This window comes from Acinetobacter sp. AR_0276, assembly GCF_003000705.1.
Taxonomy (GTDB): Bacteria; Pseudomonadota; Gammaproteobacteria; order Pseudomonadales; family Moraxellaceae; genus Acinetobacter; species Acinetobacter nosocomialis.
Window position 1 is genome coordinate 1,595,774 of sequence record NZ_PSQO01000004.1, and the last position, 18,074, is coordinate 1,613,847.

An 18,074-nucleotide genomic window follows, 5' to 3' on the forward strand; every position below is an offset into this window, starting at 1 on the left:
TATATTGATGTTTATAACATCATTTGGGGAGCAAAATATCACTTATAAGTGTTGTTCAAATTTCCTGATCCACCTCTCAATTTCATTGTTTCTAAGCTTACTATGATAACTCGCAAGAAACAGTTTTAATGGATATTGGGCATCACCCACTGTTTCATTGATTGAAGTAAATTTATTAAAGCCGCCATCAAACCAAGCTCCAACTTATAAAGTATTTTTATCACTTAAATTTACAAAATCTTTAGAAGTCTTTCACTAAAAACCTTATTCCGCTTTTTAGTTTTACATGACTTTAATAAAAAAAGACTACCTTATGATAAAAATAAAAAGTTAAACCACCTAATAATTTACTTTTCAAAATCAATCCGAACTTTTTTTGTTCATTGGCTCATTCAATTGATCAATATTCACTCCATACTTATGAGCATTGTATTGCCATACTACGGTAATCCCCCCTCAAAATAATTGAACTCAAAAGTAGAAAATCGAATAATCCTGTTGAAGGAGATTTTTTATGAAAACATCCAATATATTCAGCAAAGTTAGTCAAACGCCTATAAATTAATTCTTTAGAAATATAATCTTGAGTAGTAACCACTTTTATTCTAGATCGCTCTTTGTTACTACTTTTTGGAAAACTTATAATCTTTTTATTTGAGGCCATTCCATCTAAGCGACTACGACTGAAACTGGCTAAATTTGCTATAGCTTCGATTTCATTTAATTTTAAAAAATCTTTACTTTTTTATCCTTTGTTCCAAGTCAACTTCTTACTTACCCAACAACTGAAAGAGCAACTTAATATCTTCCAAAATAGCTGAAATTGTATTGATTGACTGACCACGATTTCTTAAATGAATGATCGTATATAAATTTGGATAAGTCATAGGAACACCATCACTACCCAAAAGAACAGCAAATCTCTCACCACTACCCATGACAAATCTTTTGATGACCATAAGTAAGCTTAACAATAACTCTAGGTATGAAATATATTAATTAAAGACTAAAAAAGTTTACAGTTTCTTTGCTAAAAACTGTAAACCTTCATTTCAAGTTAATTTAAATCAATTGTTTAGAATTAAACTTAACAAATATACATCTTTGGTAAGTCTCAGAACGGTAGATCGTCATCTAAGTCTGCTGGTGCTGGTGTCGGTGCAGGCTGTTGTTTCGGCGCAAAACCACCCGGGTTATTGTTGCCGTAGCTATTGCCTTGAGCCGGTTGATTATTACCATAACCACCTTGGTTGCCGTAGCCGCCTTGGTTTTGGTTATTATTATAACCACCTTGATTGTTGTTAAAACGTGGTTGATTAAATTCACCACCACCTTGACCTTGCTCACCTTGTTGACGAGCTGAATCTAGCATTTGCATTTGTTCGCCACGAATTTCTGTAGTGTAACGCTCTTGACCATTTTGATCCGTCCATTGACGGGTACGCAATGATCCCTCAATGTAAACTTTAGAACCTTTACGTAAAAATTGCTGAGCGATTTCGCCTAAACGGTTGTGCAACACAATACGATGCCATTCCGTTTGTTCTTTACGCTCGCCAGTATTTTTATCTACCCAAGACTCACTAGTAGCTATTGAAAACTGTGTAAGTGAACCACCATTTGGGAAACTTTTGGTCTCAGGGTCTTTTCCTAAACTGCCAATCAGAATGACCTTGTTAACCGAACCTCTAGCCATGATAACCTCTTAATTTCAATACATTTAATACTTAACTGAACACACCATATTTATCGTGAAGCATAAGGCTATCAGTCTTCCTTAAAACTTCCTTTCATGGAAATGACTTTAGAACATTCTATCTCATTTTTCATTTTTTGAATTTGTTCTTTTGCAACCTTCGCTACCTGTTTTCCATGATACTTTGCTTCAAATGTCTTTATTATTATATCCAGTTCTTTATACCTTCTCCCTACAATTTGTGAATTTAATAAGAAAGCTAAAATATACAATTGTGACTCTAAATTTTGTATTTGATTTTCATCATTCCGATGAGCTGTATTTTCAAAACTACTTTCCATTTCAACTAGTTGGGTTAAGAGTTGGTTATTTTTATCTTCTAACTCTTTAATCCTCAATTTGAGCTCTTTATTTGTTTCAATTGATGTCTTTTTTTTATTAAAGTTATTTTTCGGTAGATTAGCAATCTTTTCATTTAGCTCATCTATTAAAGTTGCATGAATAGGGTCTTTAGTTACAGCATTTTTTGCATATAAAGTAGTTTTTCCTACTGAAGATCCATCTTCAAATTTCGCATTTTCAATAATTTTAGTTTTGGTAATTTTTTTTTCACCATTAGCAAGTAACTGATCAAATGATTCTCTTATTGCTTTTTGGAATCTATCCTTACTATTTGCCAAAAGTTATCTCTCTATTTACCTATTTGATTATTCAAGACATCTGGTTAGCATACCACCAAATTTCTCACTAACTGAAATTATATGCTCTATCATAGCATTATGATTATTGGAGTATTCAATTATTACATTAAGCGCTCTATATTCCATTTATTCACTAAGCTATATCCTTTAATATTTTTTCTGCCTTTTTAATAAATTGTTTTGAACCTTCAATAAGCTGCTCATTTTTGCTTGATTCAACAACTTCTTGATGTAATTTAATTCTTTTCTCCCAATACGATTTACGAGAATTATCTGTGGCGAAGTTAGGGCACTTCATACATATTGTGTCTTTCCTCTTAACAGGATCTAAACCTATCCCTTCAGTTCGACATAAAGCATTTTCCAGACTTGTATGATTTATAAAACAAAATCCATCAGCATGAGCTACCACACGTAAACCAGTATTTATTATGATGTCATCTATGTGATCCGCTATAGTCACAGCATCAAGTAATGTAGATTTAGCTTGTATGATGCGACTGTATCGTTCCAAAGTCTCACTCATTTTTCCTGCGACAACAATCTTTCTTTGAAAAGCCCTATTCAACAAATCAAAAGCTAAATCCTGTTCATTTTTCCCCATAAACTCCCAGACGTTTTCATCATCAGTATATTTCTGAGTAAAATTTAAACTATTATGTTTTAACATTAATCTTAATTCTTCAAGATCACCAATTTCATATCTCCAAGTCCATAGCATTGCGTATGCTCGCCTAAACATATGTGGTCTTAGATCAACTCTATTAAATTTTGCAGAATTCGCGAAATATCTTAAAACCATATACAATCCATTTGTAGTGAGATAGAAACTTTTCTCTCCTGTTCCATTTACAGAATGGCTAAAAGGTAATTTTAATAGAATAGTTTCTAGCCTAGACTTTTCTTTTGTATATTTAGTTAATTCTAATATAACGTTTAAAGCATCTTTAACTTCTTGAATAACTGCTCTTTCTGTTTTTTTACCTGTAATTGTTCCTGCTGTTTTCATTTCTAAACCAACAAGAATATCAAGATCTTTATTTAGTAAATCTATAACATCTTCCTCTTTTGTAAGAGATAATTCATGTTTCCTTTCAGCAAGTAAAATTAATATTATTGTTATAGCTGCCCCATACAAAGCTCGTACCTGCCTTTGTAGGTCACTAGATTTCACCCCAGTTAATTTAAAAAATCGTAAATACATTGATCTATGAGCCATGGAAGTATCCGAATGGATTTTCATGTATTTATCAAATAGTTGTAATGTAAGTTTAGATTCTTTTACTAATTTTAAGGCATGGTTTAGCAACCCAAATATTTCTTGAGGATACAATGTTGGTGTATGACCATTTTCTATTGAATAAGCTTTAGCTAAAGCTGTTATTTTTTTTGATTTAAATGGATTAAATTTAAAAGATTCACTCAAATATTTTCGATGAGAATAAACATACGAAATTACTATCAATTTATTCAAGACCGTACTTTCAGTCAATTTTTTTGCAGCGACATGCTCAATAAAAGACGTTATATCTTCTTGTTTTACTTCAGATAAAGAAAAACACTTTCTTTCAAAGCATAGCCATTCATATATTTCTCGAATAGAACGACAAAAATTAGCTAAGGAACTAGTAGTCTTACATTTATTGGTAGGTGCATTCATTATCCAATAAGCTAATTCCTTCGCAGCACTTTTCCAATAATCCCATCTATTAAAAACCCCAATGTATTCATTAATATCAAAGATGTTCCAATTGACTGTATATCTTGAATTATCATCAGAATGAATATGAGGTTTTAACTTCCAAACATCATCTTCATAATTATTTAATAACCATGGAGTATTTCTTTGGACTAACTTCTCATCAACTTCAACAATATTATTGTTTTTTATATAAAAAATATTATCTCGAGGCTGTTTCATTATAAATATTCTTTTAAGAGAGTGGTGGAAGTTTAATATGCTTAGCTAATTCTAAAGCATTTCTTTTATCTACCTCTAGCACCATGGATATGATCCTAGACAGTATCGTGGACAACAAATCCCTCTAAATTCTTAAAATATTTCTTCTCAAAGGCTTCAGGGCTTAACCAGCCATTTGCAGAATGTCTTCTGACCCGATTGTAATAAATCTCAATATAGTCAAACAAGACAGCATTCGCTTCTTTTCGAGTGGCAAACACACTGCCATGGACCACATGACCTTTCAATGTATGAAAGAAGCTTTCAGTCACTGCATTATCCCAACAGTTTCCACGTCTAGACATACTCTGAGTACAATCATTTGTCAGTAACAGCGCTCTAAAATCACGACTACAGTACTGTGAACCTTGGTCCGAATGAACCATAACACCAGTTGGATAACCCTGACGAGCCATTGCATAGTTAAACGTATCACACACCAACTGGCGGTCTATTCGATGGCTGGTTTGCCACCCCACGATACGACGACTAAATAGATCCAGCATCACACATAAATACAGCCAACCTTGCTTGGTACGGATATAGGTAATATCCGTTGTCCAAACCTTGTTAGGCTGAATGACTGTAAATTGACGCTCTAACAGATTGGGTGCTGTAGGCAAACGATGGTTTGAATCAGTCGTATGCTTGTATTTACGCGCAATCCTGCTGCGTAAACCCAGATTTTTCAGCATTCTTCCAACAGTGCGTTCACTCATGCTGTAACCTAAATCATGCATGTCATGTACCAATGAAGGTGCACCCAATCGTGCATGATGCTGCCAATATACGGCTTTTAAATCATTATATTTCTCTACCGTATTGGCCTGACGTTTTCGCCAGGCATAATAGCCTGAAGTGCTGACACCTAGGTATTTACAGGCAGAAGATACCGTGACTTCATTCATATCTAGATCTTGAATTACCGTGTACTTTTCTTGGCATGATCTGTTAGAAAGTACACATGCGCTTTTTTTAAGATGTCATTGGCTTCCTTGAGCTGTTTGACTTCTTTCTCTAATTCCAAGATCCGCTGTTGTTCTGGTGAAAGTTGACGTTTGCTTGAACCCACTGGATTGGTTTCACGAATCCATTTGTCTAAAGTTGAATAACCCACACCTAATTTCTGGGCGATTGCAGCTATAGGCTCGTGTGAGTTTGAAAGTGCATAATCAATTGCTTGCTGTTTAAATTCAGCACTAAAACGTTTGGCCATTTCTTGGATCTCCAAAGTTAACGTTACGTTATCTTTAGAGGGAAGTACTGTCCATTATTTTGGCTAGGATCAATATTAAGCTTTGAAACTTTACTAATCTTGGTAGCCAATAATTTTCCCATCTTACAATATTGTCAAATTTCAACTCCTCTTCAGATTCTCGAATTGCTTTTTCCCATGCAATCCATTCTGCAATTACCTCATGATCTTTAAACCATAGTCTTTTCGCTTCACAATTCAGCCACTGATCAACAGGCTCATTAAATTCTTTATTTTTTAATGCTTTGTTCCTATTTTCAATATCTCCGTTTAAAGCATTATCGACCAAGTAATGCTGAAATTCTTTTGATTTGTTTAGTAAAATTGAATGAGTATGGACACGCTCAGTATAAATAGTTGTAGTTGTAGAATGAGAATGATTTAATAATTTTTGAATCATAAGTAGACTAGTTCCACTTAATCGTTCAATTAAGGCTATAGTTGGTCTAAAGTTTTGCCCTGTACAAGACCCTTGAACTAAAGGCAAAATTGAAGGTTGCTCAGTTGCTAAATCTGCCAAGAATCTCTTAACAATATTAGTCAAAGTTGATCGATCTAATATTCGAATATATATATTATTATTGGGAGTAAATTGTAAGAATAAGGGAATTTTTTTTTGAGTTAAGATAGCTTTAACCTCACCTCTATTCAAATTCTTTAAAACATTTAACATTCTATTAGCATGACGCATGCAGAAAGAAATCATTGGGTCAGATTCGTTTATATCTCTATATAAGTGTTTTCCTCTAAATTTTTCTAGATAAACTGTAACTTTCTCTTTCTTTGTACTTAATTTAAAACTATCTAGATAACAATAGAACGCTACTGAATCAACATTGGGAGCTAATTCTGGATGGGACAATAATCCTACTATAAAAGGAGCTAAAGTATCTGGATGAGGGAAAAATGCTGCTCTAACTCGATTAGGCGTCCACCCTCTATATTTAAGATAATCTACTATCCCTTTAGGCCATTGGGTTGAATCAGGTAAAATACGGCCATAGTTTACAAAAAGAATGCATAACGCTAACTCAATACTTCGCGGATCTCTCCCGTCTGAATTTAAATAGTAATCTTTAACTTCTTTTAATTTTTTTTCATTAGCTAAAGACAGACTACTAATCGCTTTATCCAAAACTTCTAAATCTCCAGCATGGTTTTCAATCCCCTTAAATACATTTTTAACTCTACTAGTTTTCCAATTTATGGAACGAAAGAAATCTTCCATGCCTTTTGGCCAGTATTTGACTGCTGGAATATTATTTCCAAATTTTGAATATAATATTTGAAAAGCCTCATTTAATGTTCGCTCAGGAACCCTAAACTCCTTATTAAAATCAATCACTTTACTTATTTTATCGAAGTTAAATTCATCTATATTATCAATAATTTCTTGTATTTTATCCCAATCTTCCTCCCATTTCTGTATGTCTCTAATGGCTTTATCATGTATCAAATCAAGTGAAGCTAAACAATAACTTAAAGTCTTAGCTTCTAAAGAGGCTAGTGAAAAAAAGTTACTAATCTCATCAATATCGAATTTATCAAAATTATTATCATTTTCTATATAATTCCGTGCTATATCCCCAAATGAAGGTATTGGTTTCTTTTCAATATTTTCAAAATTTAGAGGAATAATAAAATCCTCAATAACATCTATTGAAATTAAATACTTAACAAAATTACATGCAGCTGAATATTTTTGCCCCTTAGTAGATAAGGTATTATCAGGATTAGCATCCAATTGATTCTTATAAAGGATCATTGTTTTTTCATCAATTTTTCTTGAAAGTTTAGAAATTATTCTCAGAAAATTTCTTAATACTAAAAACTGCGTCCTAGCTGACCGCTTTCCCTGAAGATATGTTTTGACTCCTGAAACTATTTCATAAAAATGATCTAATGTATTCAATTCACTGAGATCATAGTATTTATTTTCAATGTTTATCTCTGCTTTTGGAAAATCTAAAATTGTGTCACTTTTAGATTTTTTGAGAGAAATAGGAATACGTTGTAGCTTACTCATCGATATCCTCTAAATCTAAATAAAGACGAGCGGTATAAGTATCGACAGTAGATGCATGCTTATGCCTAGTAAGCATTTTGGTAACTTGCTGAGGATCACGAATATTCGTTTTTTCTGAAACTCCTTTTAATATAGTAGTAGCAAAACGATGCCTTAGCCCATGTGTCCATACATGTTGGTCTTCTGTGAGCTCTCCATCCTTTACAGCCTGACACCAACCAGTCCTAATTTGATTCGATAACGTTCTAGGATGAAGTGCTTGGCCTGTTTTTAAAGAAAGAAAAACTTCTTGAGGTGGACTATATGCCTTTCTGGTCAATTGTGATTTTTCTCTAAACTTTTTAATAATCTCCTTTCTTTCGAAATCCATATAGTCTCGGGTTTTTTTCAACAAATCAGGACTAACAGGAATTGTGCTTTTCTTCATTCCTTTTGTCACATTCAAAACAATATGAATATTTTTCTTTGCTATCAAACTTTTCTCAATTTCGTCTCTAGCAGGAATTTGATCAATGTTTAAGGCACAAATCTCATGAGCACGAAGTCCAGCATCTTTCCCCCAATCCACCATTACACTAAAACGCTTTTCCAAACTGTTGGATTTAAAATGTTCTACTGCTAATACTTTTTCGATCCATTCTTCTTTAGGTGCAAGCTTAAGTGGAGACTTTTGCTTAGAGTAATACTGAATCAATTGATGAGTAAAAGAATCTTTATTTGAAATTATTCTGATTTTAAAAGTTGAAGCAGTACCAATTAAATTTTTACAGTACTCGTTATCTTCACACCAAACCAAGAAATTAATAACGGTGGTTAAAATCTGTGAAACATAAATAGGAAAATTTGAATTTCTCTCAAGTATTTGATCAGCATATGCTTCTAACCAATCGTCATCAATATAATCAAAGGATACTTCTGGATTTTCAACTTCAAGTTGAGAGAAAAAATCACATAAGTGTTTGCTATAAGTACGACGTGTACTTTCACTCCACACTACCCTGTGTGAAAGAAAATATTTTAAAACAAGCCGATTTAGAATATGTTCATTATTTAAAATTACAGGAAATTTCTTATAAACTTTATTAGAGAGTTTTACTTCATCTAAGTAATTAATGTATGCCATCTATACACCTCATCTATCCCTATCGAACTACTTTATTAGAGCAAGTTCTATAGAGCAGAGTATAAATGAATATACAGCATACTTATAGTAAAATATTAGAGTAAGAATTTAATGAGCAATAATAACCTTATTTACACCACGCATTAGCTGTCTTCATCCTATTCATTTCTATGTTTTACTTTATAAGAGTTATGCTTAAATGGCTACCTCTTTACCAAACAACTGCGTTAAATCACGTCGTGCAGCATCATCAAGAGACTGTTTATCGACTTTAATATAAGCAACTTGCTGGTCAGGCATCACCACAACTTCTTCAATACCACGAATTGCCAATAGCTGTGTGGTCCACTCATTCACCTGTTGCACTTGCGGCAATGGCAACACAATCGATGACAAATACCGCGGCTGAGCTAAACCAAAACTAATTAGCAGCCATATTATAGCAATCCCTGCTAAGACACTCCATCCAATCGCAGTATTATGTAACATCAATAATTGACCACCTAGCGTGCCACCAAAAAAAGCACCTAAGAACTGGCTACTGGCATTTACACCCATAGCGGTGGCTTTCGACTGAATTGGAGCTGACTTTGATAACCAAGAAGGCAATAAAGCTTCCATCACATTAAAAGCGATAAAGAAAATACCGAGGCCTGCAAGTAAGACATATTTAGACTGATAACCAAATATCAGTAATAGCAAACCTGCAATAATGCCTGTAATTGCGGTTAAGAAAATGCCGCGCATTTTGCGGTATTTCTCAGCGATGATAATGCTCGGAAATGCAAAAAATAAACTAATCACCAAGAGTGGCAAATACACTAAACCATGGCTCGCCAAAGGAATATGCGCAAACTCGATAAGCTGTGAAGGCACATAAATAAACATGGCTGTCAGTAATAAATGCAATGCGAAAACTGACACATGTAAACGGTTTAAATCACCCATTTGAATGACTTGTTTAAGCTGTGCCATATAGCCTTGCTGATAATTACGATGATGGCGGGTCACTTTAGGCACCAGCAATAACATCAAAATCGCAATTAAGCCCATAATGGTTGTCACAAAGAACAAACCAGAAATACCAACAAGACTGGTGAGCCAAGGCCCTAGACTAAATGCCACCACAAAAGACAGACCAATACTCATACCCATCGCAGCCATGGCTTTAGTACGCTGCTCTTCACGTGTCACATCGGCTAAAAGCGCCATGACCACTGCCGAAACTGCCCCAGCCCCAGCGATAGCACGACCAATAATTACGCCATAAATCGTGTCTGATAAACCCGCAATTGCTCCACCAATAGCAAAGAGTAGCAGGCCAAATACTACAAGTGGTTTACGGCTAAAACGGTCAGCTAGTAAGCTAAAAGGAATTTGTAAAATAGCCTGACTTAAGCCATATATACCCACAGCCAAACCTATGAGTGCTGGAGTCGCATATTGATATGACTGCCCGACTACAGAAAAAACCGGAATAATCATGAACAGACCCAACATGCGTAGTGCAAAAATACTACTTAAAGCAAAAGTTGAGCGGCGTTCCAAAGCATTCATCATATCAATACACGTTATCAAACTAGGCAAATTATAAGCCGATTCGTTTCTAAAAATACGGGAGAGATGATTTAAAATAACGATTTCGGCTTAAAAAAATAAAGAGGCATTTAGCCTCTTTATTCTATCGAACTTTACTGAAAATTAGCTTAAGACGATTCTTGTTCACGTTTTGCATATTGGATAGATGCAATTACTGCCCATGCAATAAATGCAACACCAATGAGGCCTGTCACGACTTCTGGTATATGTAAACCTGTACCACTTGCAATCATAATGAAAGCCAATGCACCAATCGCATAATGTGCACCATGTTCTAAAAACACATAAGCGTCTAATGTGCCCTTTTCAACAAGATAAACCGTCATTGAACGAACGAACATTGCACCAATTGCAAGACCTAGCATAATCACGACAACGTCACTGGTAATGGCAAATGCACCAATTACACCATCGAAACTAAATGATGCATCTAATACTTCAAGGTATAAGAAACCACCCAAACCGGCTTTAATCACACCAGAAGCAGCGCCTGAACCGTCTTGCATGACTGCATTACCATCTTCATCAATTTCAGGTTCGCCGCCCAATAAATGACTAAGAACTTGTACACCAATGTAAACCACAATGCCCCAAACGCCAGCCATTGTCACAGCTAAACGCTCATGATCTTCAACATAGCCCGCCATTACAATTAATGCGATGAGTGCAATAAAAACCGACATTGCTGGTACATTGGCTAGGTCAGATAATTTAACTTCAAGCCATCTAAACCAATGGGTTTCTTTCTCTTCATCAAAGAAGAAGTTTAAGAAAACCAACAATAAGAATGTTCCACCAAATGCAGAAATTTCCGCATGGTGAGCCATTAAACGTTCAGAATAGGTTTTTGGATCATTGAGTGCCATTTTAGCAACTTCAATAAAGCCCATGTCGGCAGTCATAGAAACAATCAAGACAGGGAAAATCAATCGCATACCAAAAACGGCGATTAGAATACCGACTGTCAAAAAGATCATTTTCCAAAAATGATCCCAACCACGAAGTACCGATGCATTTACGACAGCATTGTCAAAAGATAATGAAACCTCCATTACAGCTAAAATTGCAGTAATAGTTAAAGCTTTAAACATGGTCGACACGCCAGCTTCAGGTCCATGGGTAAAACCCCAGTAAGCGGCGAGTGCTAAACACACCACCGTAAAAAATATCGAAAATCGGAAATGCTTCATGGATCAGACCTATACCAAGAACTAAATGTAATCTTTCTTAAAAACCGCGGCTATTATATCGATAATTAACCACAAAACGATGTTGTTTTATGCCGTTATTACCTTTACTTTATCTTCATGTTTAATAAAGAAATTTATAATATTTCATTAACTTGTTAATCGTATTAAATATTTTCTTGCGATATATCTATCATTATTATTTTTGTATTTTAAAATTGATTTAAAATCGAGGTTAGCTATCTTATTTTAAATGGAATGATTTTATGCTTTTTTCTCAAGAACTCTGGCAACGTAATTTAAATTTATATCAAAAAATTCTCGACCTGCCTTTTAATCAGGAACTTGCTAACGGTACTTTAGATAAAGAAGCTTTTTGTCATTATGTCATTCAAGATGCTCAATACTTAGTGGCCTATGGTCGCGTACTGGCTGTTGCAGCAGCAAAAGCCTTTGATGCTGACGATATTATGCAGTTTTCAGATGCAGCTAAAATTGCAATTGTGGTTGAGCGCAGTTTGCATGATGACTTTATGAAAAATTTTGGTGTCACCAAAGAAGAATTTCAAAATACACCACTGACCTTGGCAGGCCATCATTACACTTCATTTTTAACAGCAACGGCTTGGTCTGAAAGCTACCCTGTTGTACTTGCTGCACTTTTACCTTGCTTCTGGATTTATGCCGAAGTCGGTAAAGACATTGTGAATAAGTCTGTCCCGAACAATCCTTATCAGGCATGGATTGATACCTACGCAGGTGAAGAATTCCATACCGCCGTTCGTAATGTGATTGCCACTATAGACAAAGTTGCTGCACGTTGTGATGCAGATACTTTAGAGAAAATGCATGCTGCTTATACCATGGGTGCAAAACTTGAATGGTTATTTTGGGATAGTGCCTACCATCAAAGACAATGGTTAGGTTTAGATCAGATCTAAAATAAGATGAGGCTCTGACCATTTACTTCGTTAAATGGTCAGTCTTTCATTTAACTTTGGAACAACTGCCAACCATAAATTAAACCTGCCGCAGCGACCACCCAACATAAGGTTGCCAAGCCCAGACACGACCACATCGACACGCGTGTTGCCAGCATGTAAACCGCAACTAAATAAATGGCATAAGGAATAAGTGACCATAGACCAAACAGAGCCGTTTTTTGTAACGCTTCGGCTCCTTTTTGCTGAAAAACAATCACATGAGCAATTAAAGCAAAGGTAGGAAAAAGCGGGACTAAACCTGCAATATAAAATGCCTTACTTTTCGATAAAATCGAAATAATAAGGACAACCCCAGCCCCCAACATACACTTTAAAAATAACGCCCACATGCGCTGATCCTATTTGGTCATTTCCATTTCAAAACGCTGTATTTTGCGCTTTTTAAAGAAAATTAACAGCGACTAAAGCAATCAATGCAGGAACTGCCTGAATATAAATAATCTTTTTACTTGCAGTCAGCCCACCATAAATACCCGCAATCAGTACACAGCCTAAAAAGAAGTTGGCAATTGATGTGGCAAACGGTGCATCAGCCAATAAAGACCAGAATAAACCTGCTGCTAAAAAGCCATTATAAAGCCCTTGATTTTGTGCCATGACTTTGGTGAGTTTTGCTTTTTCGGCATTATTTCCAAAGGCTTTCATGCCATAAGGTTTGTCCCACAAAAACATTTCTAACACTAAAATATAGACATGTAATATTGCGATAAGCGCAATGAATATTTGTCCGATCATACGTTTTTCCTTTTTATTTTAAAGATATGAAAAAAGATCAGTCTCTCGACTGATCTTTTTTATGTTTTACGGCTTTAGCAATACCTTGCCTTGACGAGCACCCTGCGTTGCTTTTTGAGCGGCAGTTTTAATCTCATCAAAACTAAATACACCTTCTACAGGCAAGATTAATTTTTTCTGAGTCGCTAATGTTAGCAGCTCAACGATCAATTCCTTTTTACGAGCTGCTGGCATTTCTTTATTGACCACACTCGCCCAGAAACCTTTTACTGTCGCTTGTTTAAAAATCAAATCGCCCGATGAAATCTGCATGGTTTCGCCAGTCATACTACCAAACGAAACGAGTAGGCTATTTTCACTGAGTAAATTCAGCATTTCACCACTTGCTGTTCCACCAATCGAGTCCACACCAGCAATAAGAGGTTGGTCACCATGAATCTGTTTAACTTGCTCTTTCCAATTCGGCTGATCAGTCGCAACCACATGTTGGATGCCTAATGCTTGCATCTCGGCAATTGCATCAGTACGACGAACCAAATTAATCACAGGTAAACCACGTGCCTGTGCAATCATCGCAACCGTTTTACCTACTGCACCATTTGCCGTGTTTTGGATTAACCATTGACCCGGTTGAACGTTAACAAAGTCTAATAGCATGAGAGCACTAATTGGCATACCAATCAGTTGCGCTGCTGTTTCATCATCAATTTCATTATTTAAAGGAATAAGGCCTTGAGCTGGTGCAATAAAGTATTCAGCCCAACTTCCATGCACAGCTGCAACGGCAATACGTTGCCCTACCTGTACATGTTCAACACCTTCACCCAAGGCATCTACAATACCAACACCTTCACTACCACCAATCGCTGGTAAAGTTGGTTTATAGCCATAACTTCCTCGTACTGTCCATACATCATGATTATGGATAGGAGACATAATGGTTTTAATACGCACTTCGCCTGCTTTCGGCTCTGGCTTTGGCATATCCGCCTGCTCTAAAACGTCTACAGGTTCGCCAAAATTACGATGGATAATACTTCGCATGCTTTATTCCTCTATCGGTTTTAAGAGTTGTTGGGTGGTTTCTAAGGCTAGGTATAAATGTGCTTTGTCTTGCGACAGTTTTGTGAGTAAAGCAGCACCTAACCATAACTGATACATGACTTGCGCAGTTTTTAAAGGCTCAATATGTTTTGGAATTGAACCTTCTTGTTGACCTTCTTTAATTAGCAAAGCCAAACGTTGCGTTAGTTTATGTACGCCTTCGTTAAGAATCTGGCGCATATCTTCTGATAAGTCCGAAACCTCGGCTGCCAGTTTCACAATTAGACAGTTTTCAGCCCAGCTACCATTTACTGGATCATCAATCCACGCCTGCCATAAGGCCATTAAACGGGCATGGGCGCTTTGCTCACCGTGCTGCCAAAGTTGTTCCATACGAACTTTATAGTCAGTCATGTATTGCTCGAGCAACGCACAGCCGAAAGCCTCTTTCGAAGCAAAGTAGTGATAGAACGACCCTTTAGGTACATCACAAGACTTTAAGATTTCTTGCAAACCAACACCGACGAACCCTTTACGTAGTACTAGCTCAAAGCTGGTATCTAGAATGTGTTGTCGTGTAGTTTCGCTTTTGTTTAATCGTTTCATATATTCATCATAAACAACTATTAGACCAGTCGTCTAGTAAAATTATGTTGCTTGTGAAAATAGGCTAAGAGTAGAAATGTAGAGTAAGGAATGTTAAAAATACAATCTGCTTATTTAAACAAATTTTGTCGATTGTCGTTTAACCGTCACAATTTGTCGCTTTAAATCATTTTGTACTACTTGAACAATTTTAAATCGTTATCATATAGGGTCTGTTGTTTATAAATAGCCATATCTCCCTGTGACTAATCAAACAACACCTAAATTTTCATCAATACATAATTGAGATGTTTTATGAGCCAAAGTCATATCCGTATTCGAGGCGCACGTACCCATAACTTAAAAAATGTGTCACTCGATATTCCACGCGACAAATTTGTGGTGATTACGGGGCTATCAGGTTCAGGAAAATCTTCTCTTGCCTTTGATACCTTGTACGCCGAAGGACAACGCCGTTACGTCGAATCACTTTCGGCCTATGCTCGTCAGTTTTTATCGCAAATGGAAAAACCTGAAGTTGACTCGATTGAAGGTTTATCACCAGCGATTGCAATTGAGCAAAAATCTACCAGTCACAACCCACGTTCAACGGTTGGTACGATTACCGAAATTTACGACTATTTGCGTCTGCTTTATGCACGTGTCGGTACGCCTTATTGCCCTGAACACGACTTACCTATGGTTGCGCAAACTGTTTCTGAAATGGTCGATGCGGTAAAAACGCTTGAGGAAGGTACAGCACTTATGTTGCTTGCCCCAGTGGTACGTGAGCGTAAAGGTGAATACAGCAACTTGTTCGAACAACTACAAGGTCAAGGTTTTGTTCGTGCCCGTGTTGATGGTGAAATCATTGATATTGATACACCACCAGAACTCGACAAAAAGAAAAAACATACCATTGAGGTAGTTGTTGACCGCTTTAAAGTACGTGATGACTTAGGCAACCGTATTGCTGAATCATTTGAAACTGCACTGCGTTTAGGTGGCGATATTGCAGTTTTATCGTGGATGAATGGCGAACACCCAGATCGCGTTTTTTCTGCAAAACACTCATGCCCTGAGTGTGATCGCGCAGTTGCTGAACTTGAGCCACGTTTATTTTCATTTAACAATCCGTTCGGTGCCTGCCCTGTTTGTGATGGCTTAGGTACCCGTAGCCACTTTAGCTCTGAAAAGCTCATTCCAAATCCTGATCTTGCGATTAGCGAAGGTGCTATTCGTGGTTGGGATCGTCAACGTCCTTATTACTATTCAATGCTGCAAAAAGTTGCCGACCACTTCGGTTTTCAACTTGATACGCCTTGGAACCAGTTAGATAAAGACACGCAAAAGAAATTTCTACAAGGTACTGGCAAAGAAAAAATCGATTTAAGTTATATCGATGAACGCGGCCGCAAACATACACGCGTACAACCTTTTGAAGGAATTTTGCCACATCTTGAGCGTCGCTACCGTGAAACTGAAAGTAACTATGTACGTGATGATTTAGCTCAATATTTATCTAATGCAGCATGTGATGCATGTGGTGGTTCACGTCTAAATGAAATTTCACGTCATGTTCGTGTAAAAGATAAAACCATTGCAGACATTACCCGCATGTCGATTGGCGATGCAGAAAGCTATTATCAAGATTTAAATCTTGAAGGTGCTAAAGGCGAAATTGCCGATAAAATCTTTAAAGAGATTCGTGAACGTCTACACTTCTTGGTAAGTGTTGGTCTGAACTATTTAAGTCTGGCTCGTTCTGCCGAAACACTATCGGGTGGTGAAGCTCAGCGTATCCGTCTGGCTTCGCAAATTGGTGCAGGTTTGATGGGTGTTATGTATGTACTCGATGAACCATCAATTGGTCTCCATCAACGTGATAATGACCGTTTATTACAAACGCTAATTCGCTTACGTGATTTGGGCAATACAGTATTAGTCGTTGAACATGATGAAGATGCAATCCGTGCAGCTGACCATATTATTGATATCGGCCCGGGTGCTGGGGTACATGGTGGCGTTGTCATTGCTGAAGGAACTTATGAGGAGCTGGCTAAACATGCCGACTCTCTTACAGGTCAATATCTTTCAGGCAAGCTTAAAATTGAGGTGCCAAAAAAACGTACTCAATCGCCACGTCCAGATGAATTCATCAAGCTTTCAGGTGCATCAGGCCATAACTTAAAAAATGTCGATTTGACTATTCCACTTGGCATTATGACTTGTGTGACTGGGGTTTCAGGTTCGGGTAAATCAACACTGATTAACCGTACGTTACTTCCACTGGCTGCAACACAGCTTAATGGTGCAACAACCTTAACAGCTGAAAAGTTCGACTCGATTGATGGTCTACAACACCTTGATAAAGTCGTTGATATTGACCAAAGCCCAATTGGCCGTACACCACGTTCTAACCCTGCAACATACACAGGGCTATTTACACCAATTCGTGAGTTATTTGCTCAAACGCCAGAAGCGAAAGCCCGTGGTTATAGCGCTGGTCGTTTCTCGTTTAACGTGAAAGGCGGACGCTGTGAAGCATGTGAAGGCGACGGCATGATTAAAGTCGCGATGCACTTCTTACCAGACATGTATGTACCTTGCGATGCTTGTCATGGTAAACGCTATAACCGTGAAACACTTGAAGTGGGCTATAAAGGCAAAAACATTTCTGATGTTTTAGAAATGACCGTTGAAGATGCTGCTGAGTTCTTTAGTGCTATTCCAGTCATTCACCGCCGCTTAGAAACCTTAACTCAGGTCGGTTTAGGCTATATTCGTTTAGGTCAGGCGGCTACTACACTCTCTGGTGGTGAAGCTCAACGTGTAAAACTGGCGCGTGAGTTAGCAAAACGTGATACGGGTAAAACACTTTATATCTTGGATGAACCGACAACAGGTCTGCACTTCCATGATATTGCTAAGTTACTCGATATTTTGCATGAGCTACGTAACAAGGGTAATACCATTGTGGTGATTGAACATAACCTTGATGTGATTAAAACAGCGGACTGGGTTGTGGACTTAGGCCCTGAAGGTGGCTCAGGTGGTGGGCAAATTATTGCTGAAGGTACACCTGAACAAGTAGCTGAGGTCGAGATTTCCCATACGGGTCGTTTCTTGAAACCGATGTTGAAACAATAAAACAAAAAA

14 protein-coding genes and 1 pseudogene are annotated in these 18,074 nt (G+C 36.9%); 2 read left to right on the forward strand and 13 right to left on the reverse strand.

Annotated features, from left to right (window positions below; translation table 11 throughout):
- Positions 1-490: 490 nt before the first annotated feature.
- The 9 genes and pseudogenes from CSB87_RS08485 to CSB87_RS08525 all read right to left on the reverse strand — a co-directional run.
- Positions 491-938, reverse strand: a pseudogene (locus CSB87_RS08485) (site-specific integrase); the annotation flags it as partial.
- A 176-nt stretch (positions 939-1,114) separates the two neighbouring features.
- Positions 1,115-1,696, reverse strand: coding sequence for a single-stranded DNA-binding protein (gene ssb, locus CSB87_RS08490; RefSeq protein WP_002059460.1), 582 nt, complete (start codon positions 1,694-1,696; stop codon positions 1,115-1,117).
- 71 nt (positions 1,697-1,767) lie between these two features.
- A complete protein-coding gene (locus CSB87_RS08495; protein ID WP_002059422.1) occupies positions 1,768-2,376 on the reverse strand; it encodes a hypothetical protein in 609 nt (202 codons plus the stop codon).
- A 154-nt stretch (positions 2,377-2,530) separates the two neighbouring features.
- Positions 2,531-4,318, reverse strand: a complete 1,788-nt coding sequence (locus CSB87_RS08500; protein ID WP_002059424.1) for a site-specific integrase — start codon at positions 4,316-4,318, stop codon at positions 2,531-2,533.
- A gap of 95 nt (positions 4,319-4,413) precedes the next feature.
- Positions 4,414-5,573 (reverse strand): IS3 family transposase gene (locus CSB87_RS08505; RefSeq protein ID WP_085945698.1). Its coding sequence is split into 2 segments (ribosomal slippage): positions 4,414-5,339 and positions 5,339-5,573, totalling 1,161 coding nucleotides; the frame shifts between segments, so codons are not numbered across the junction.
- 34 nt (positions 5,574-5,607) lie between these two features.
- Complete coding sequence (locus CSB87_RS08510) at positions 5,608-7,638, reverse strand: hypothetical protein (protein WP_106105062.1); 2,031 nt, start codon at positions 7,636-7,638, stop codon at positions 5,608-5,610.
- Positions 7,631-8,761, reverse strand: a complete 1,131-nt coding sequence (locus CSB87_RS08515) for a tyrosine-type recombinase/integrase (protein WP_002059435.1) — start codon at positions 8,759-8,761, stop codon at positions 7,631-7,633. Before CSB87_RS08515 ends, CSB87_RS08510 begins: the two co-directional genes overlap by 8 nt.
- A 195-nt stretch (positions 8,762-8,956) precedes the next feature.
- Positions 8,957-10,321 carry an MFS transporter gene (locus tag CSB87_RS08520; RefSeq protein WP_004711530.1) on the reverse strand — a complete coding sequence of 455 codons (1,365 nt, stop codon included), beginning with the start codon at positions 10,319-10,321 and terminating at the stop codon, positions 8,957-8,959.
- Positions 10,322-10,467: 146 nt separating this feature from the next.
- Positions 10,468-11,550: a DUF475 domain-containing protein gene (locus CSB87_RS08525; protein WP_002054048.1), complete on the reverse strand. Its 1,083-nt coding sequence runs from the start codon at positions 11,548-11,550 to the stop codon at positions 10,468-10,470.
- A gap of 263 nt (positions 11,551-11,813) precedes the next feature.
- Between CSB87_RS08525 and tenA the strand changes: the two genes are divergently transcribed.
- Positions 11,814-12,488: a thiaminase II gene (gene tenA / locus CSB87_RS08530; protein WP_023188069.1), complete on the forward strand. Its 675-nt coding sequence runs from the start codon at positions 11,814-11,816 to the stop codon at positions 12,486-12,488.
- Positions 12,489-12,538: 50 nt separating this feature from the next.
- Here the strand turns inward: tenA and CSB87_RS08535 are convergent, their stop codons facing one another.
- The 4 genes from CSB87_RS08535 to CSB87_RS08550 all read right to left on the reverse strand — a co-directional run bounded on the left by CSB87_RS08535 (position 12,539) and on the right by CSB87_RS08550 (position 14,936).
- Entirely contained in the window at positions 12,539-12,880 is a 342-nt protein-coding gene (locus CSB87_RS08535) for a GlpM family protein (protein WP_002053924.1), read from the reverse strand.
- Positions 12,881-12,932: 52 nt separating this feature from the next.
- Positions 12,933-13,286, reverse strand: a complete 354-nt coding sequence (locus CSB87_RS08540) for a DUF1304 domain-containing protein (protein ID WP_002053763.1) — start codon at positions 13,284-13,286, stop codon at positions 12,933-12,935.
- A 66-nt stretch (positions 13,287-13,352) separates the two neighbouring features.
- On the reverse strand, positions 13,353-14,330 hold the full coding sequence (locus tag CSB87_RS08545) for a zinc-binding dehydrogenase (RefSeq protein ID WP_031953536.1): 978 nt from the start codon (positions 14,328-14,330) through the stop codon (positions 13,353-13,355).
- A gap of 3 nt (positions 14,331-14,333) precedes the next feature.
- Positions 14,334-14,936: a TetR/AcrR family transcriptional regulator gene (locus tag CSB87_RS08550; protein WP_002053780.1), complete on the reverse strand. Its 603-nt coding sequence runs from the start codon at positions 14,934-14,936 to the stop codon at positions 14,334-14,336.
- A 294-nt stretch (positions 14,937-15,230) separates the two neighbouring features.
- Between CSB87_RS08550 and uvrA the strand changes: the two genes are divergently transcribed.
- Positions 15,231-18,065 (forward strand): excinuclease ABC subunit UvrA, encoded by a 2,835-nt coding sequence (uvrA, locus tag CSB87_RS08555; RefSeq protein ID WP_004884874.1) that lies wholly within the window; start codon positions 15,231-15,233, stop codon positions 18,063-18,065.
- Positions 18,066-18,074: the final 9 nt, after the last annotated feature.

What these genes read in the sequence shown, in the direction of transcription:
- ssb (WP_002059460.1), bottom strand. Translation starts at nt 1,696, where the DNA reads ATGGCTAGAGGTTCGGTTAACAAGGTCATTCTGATTGGCAGTTTAGGA.
- CSB87_RS08500 (WP_002059424.1), bottom strand. Translation starts at nt 4,318, where the DNA reads ATGAAACAGCCTCGAGATAATATTTTTTATATAAAAAACAATAATATT.
- CSB87_RS08510 (WP_106105062.1), bottom strand. Translation starts at nt 7,638, where the DNA reads ATGAGTAAGCTACAACGTATTCCTATTTCTCTCAAAAAATCTAAAAGT.
- CSB87_RS08515 (WP_002059435.1), bottom strand. Translation starts at nt 8,761, where the DNA reads ATGGCATACATTAATTACTTAGATGAAGTAAAACTCTCTAATAAAGTT.
- CSB87_RS08520 (WP_004711530.1), bottom strand. Translation starts at nt 10,321, where the DNA reads ATGATGAATGCTTTGGAACGCCGCTCAACTTTTGCTTTAAGTAGTATT.
- CSB87_RS08525 (WP_002054048.1), bottom strand. Translation starts at nt 11,550, where the DNA reads ATGAAGCATTTCCGATTTTCGATATTTTTTACGGTGGTGTGTTTAGCA.
- tenA (WP_023188069.1), top strand. Translation starts at nt 11,814, where the DNA reads ATGCTTTTTTCTCAAGAACTCTGGCAACGTAATTTAAATTTATATCAA.
- CSB87_RS08535 (WP_002053924.1), bottom strand. Translation starts at nt 12,880, where the DNA reads ATGTGGGCGTTATTTTTAAAGTGTATGTTGGGGGCTGGGGTTGTCCTT.
- CSB87_RS08540 (WP_002053763.1), bottom strand. Translation starts at nt 13,286, where the DNA reads ATGATCGGACAAATATTCATTGCGCTTATCGCAATATTACATGTCTAT.
- CSB87_RS08545 (WP_031953536.1), bottom strand. Translation starts at nt 14,330, where the DNA reads ATGCGAAGTATTATCCATCGTAATTTTGGCGAACCTGTAGACGTTTTA.
- CSB87_RS08550 (WP_002053780.1), bottom strand. Translation starts at nt 14,936, where the DNA reads ATGAAACGATTAAACAAAAGCGAAACTACACGACAACACATTCTAGAT.
- uvrA (WP_004884874.1), top strand. Translation starts at nt 15,231, where the DNA reads ATGAGCCAAAGTCATATCCGTATTCGAGGCGCACGTACCCATAACTTA.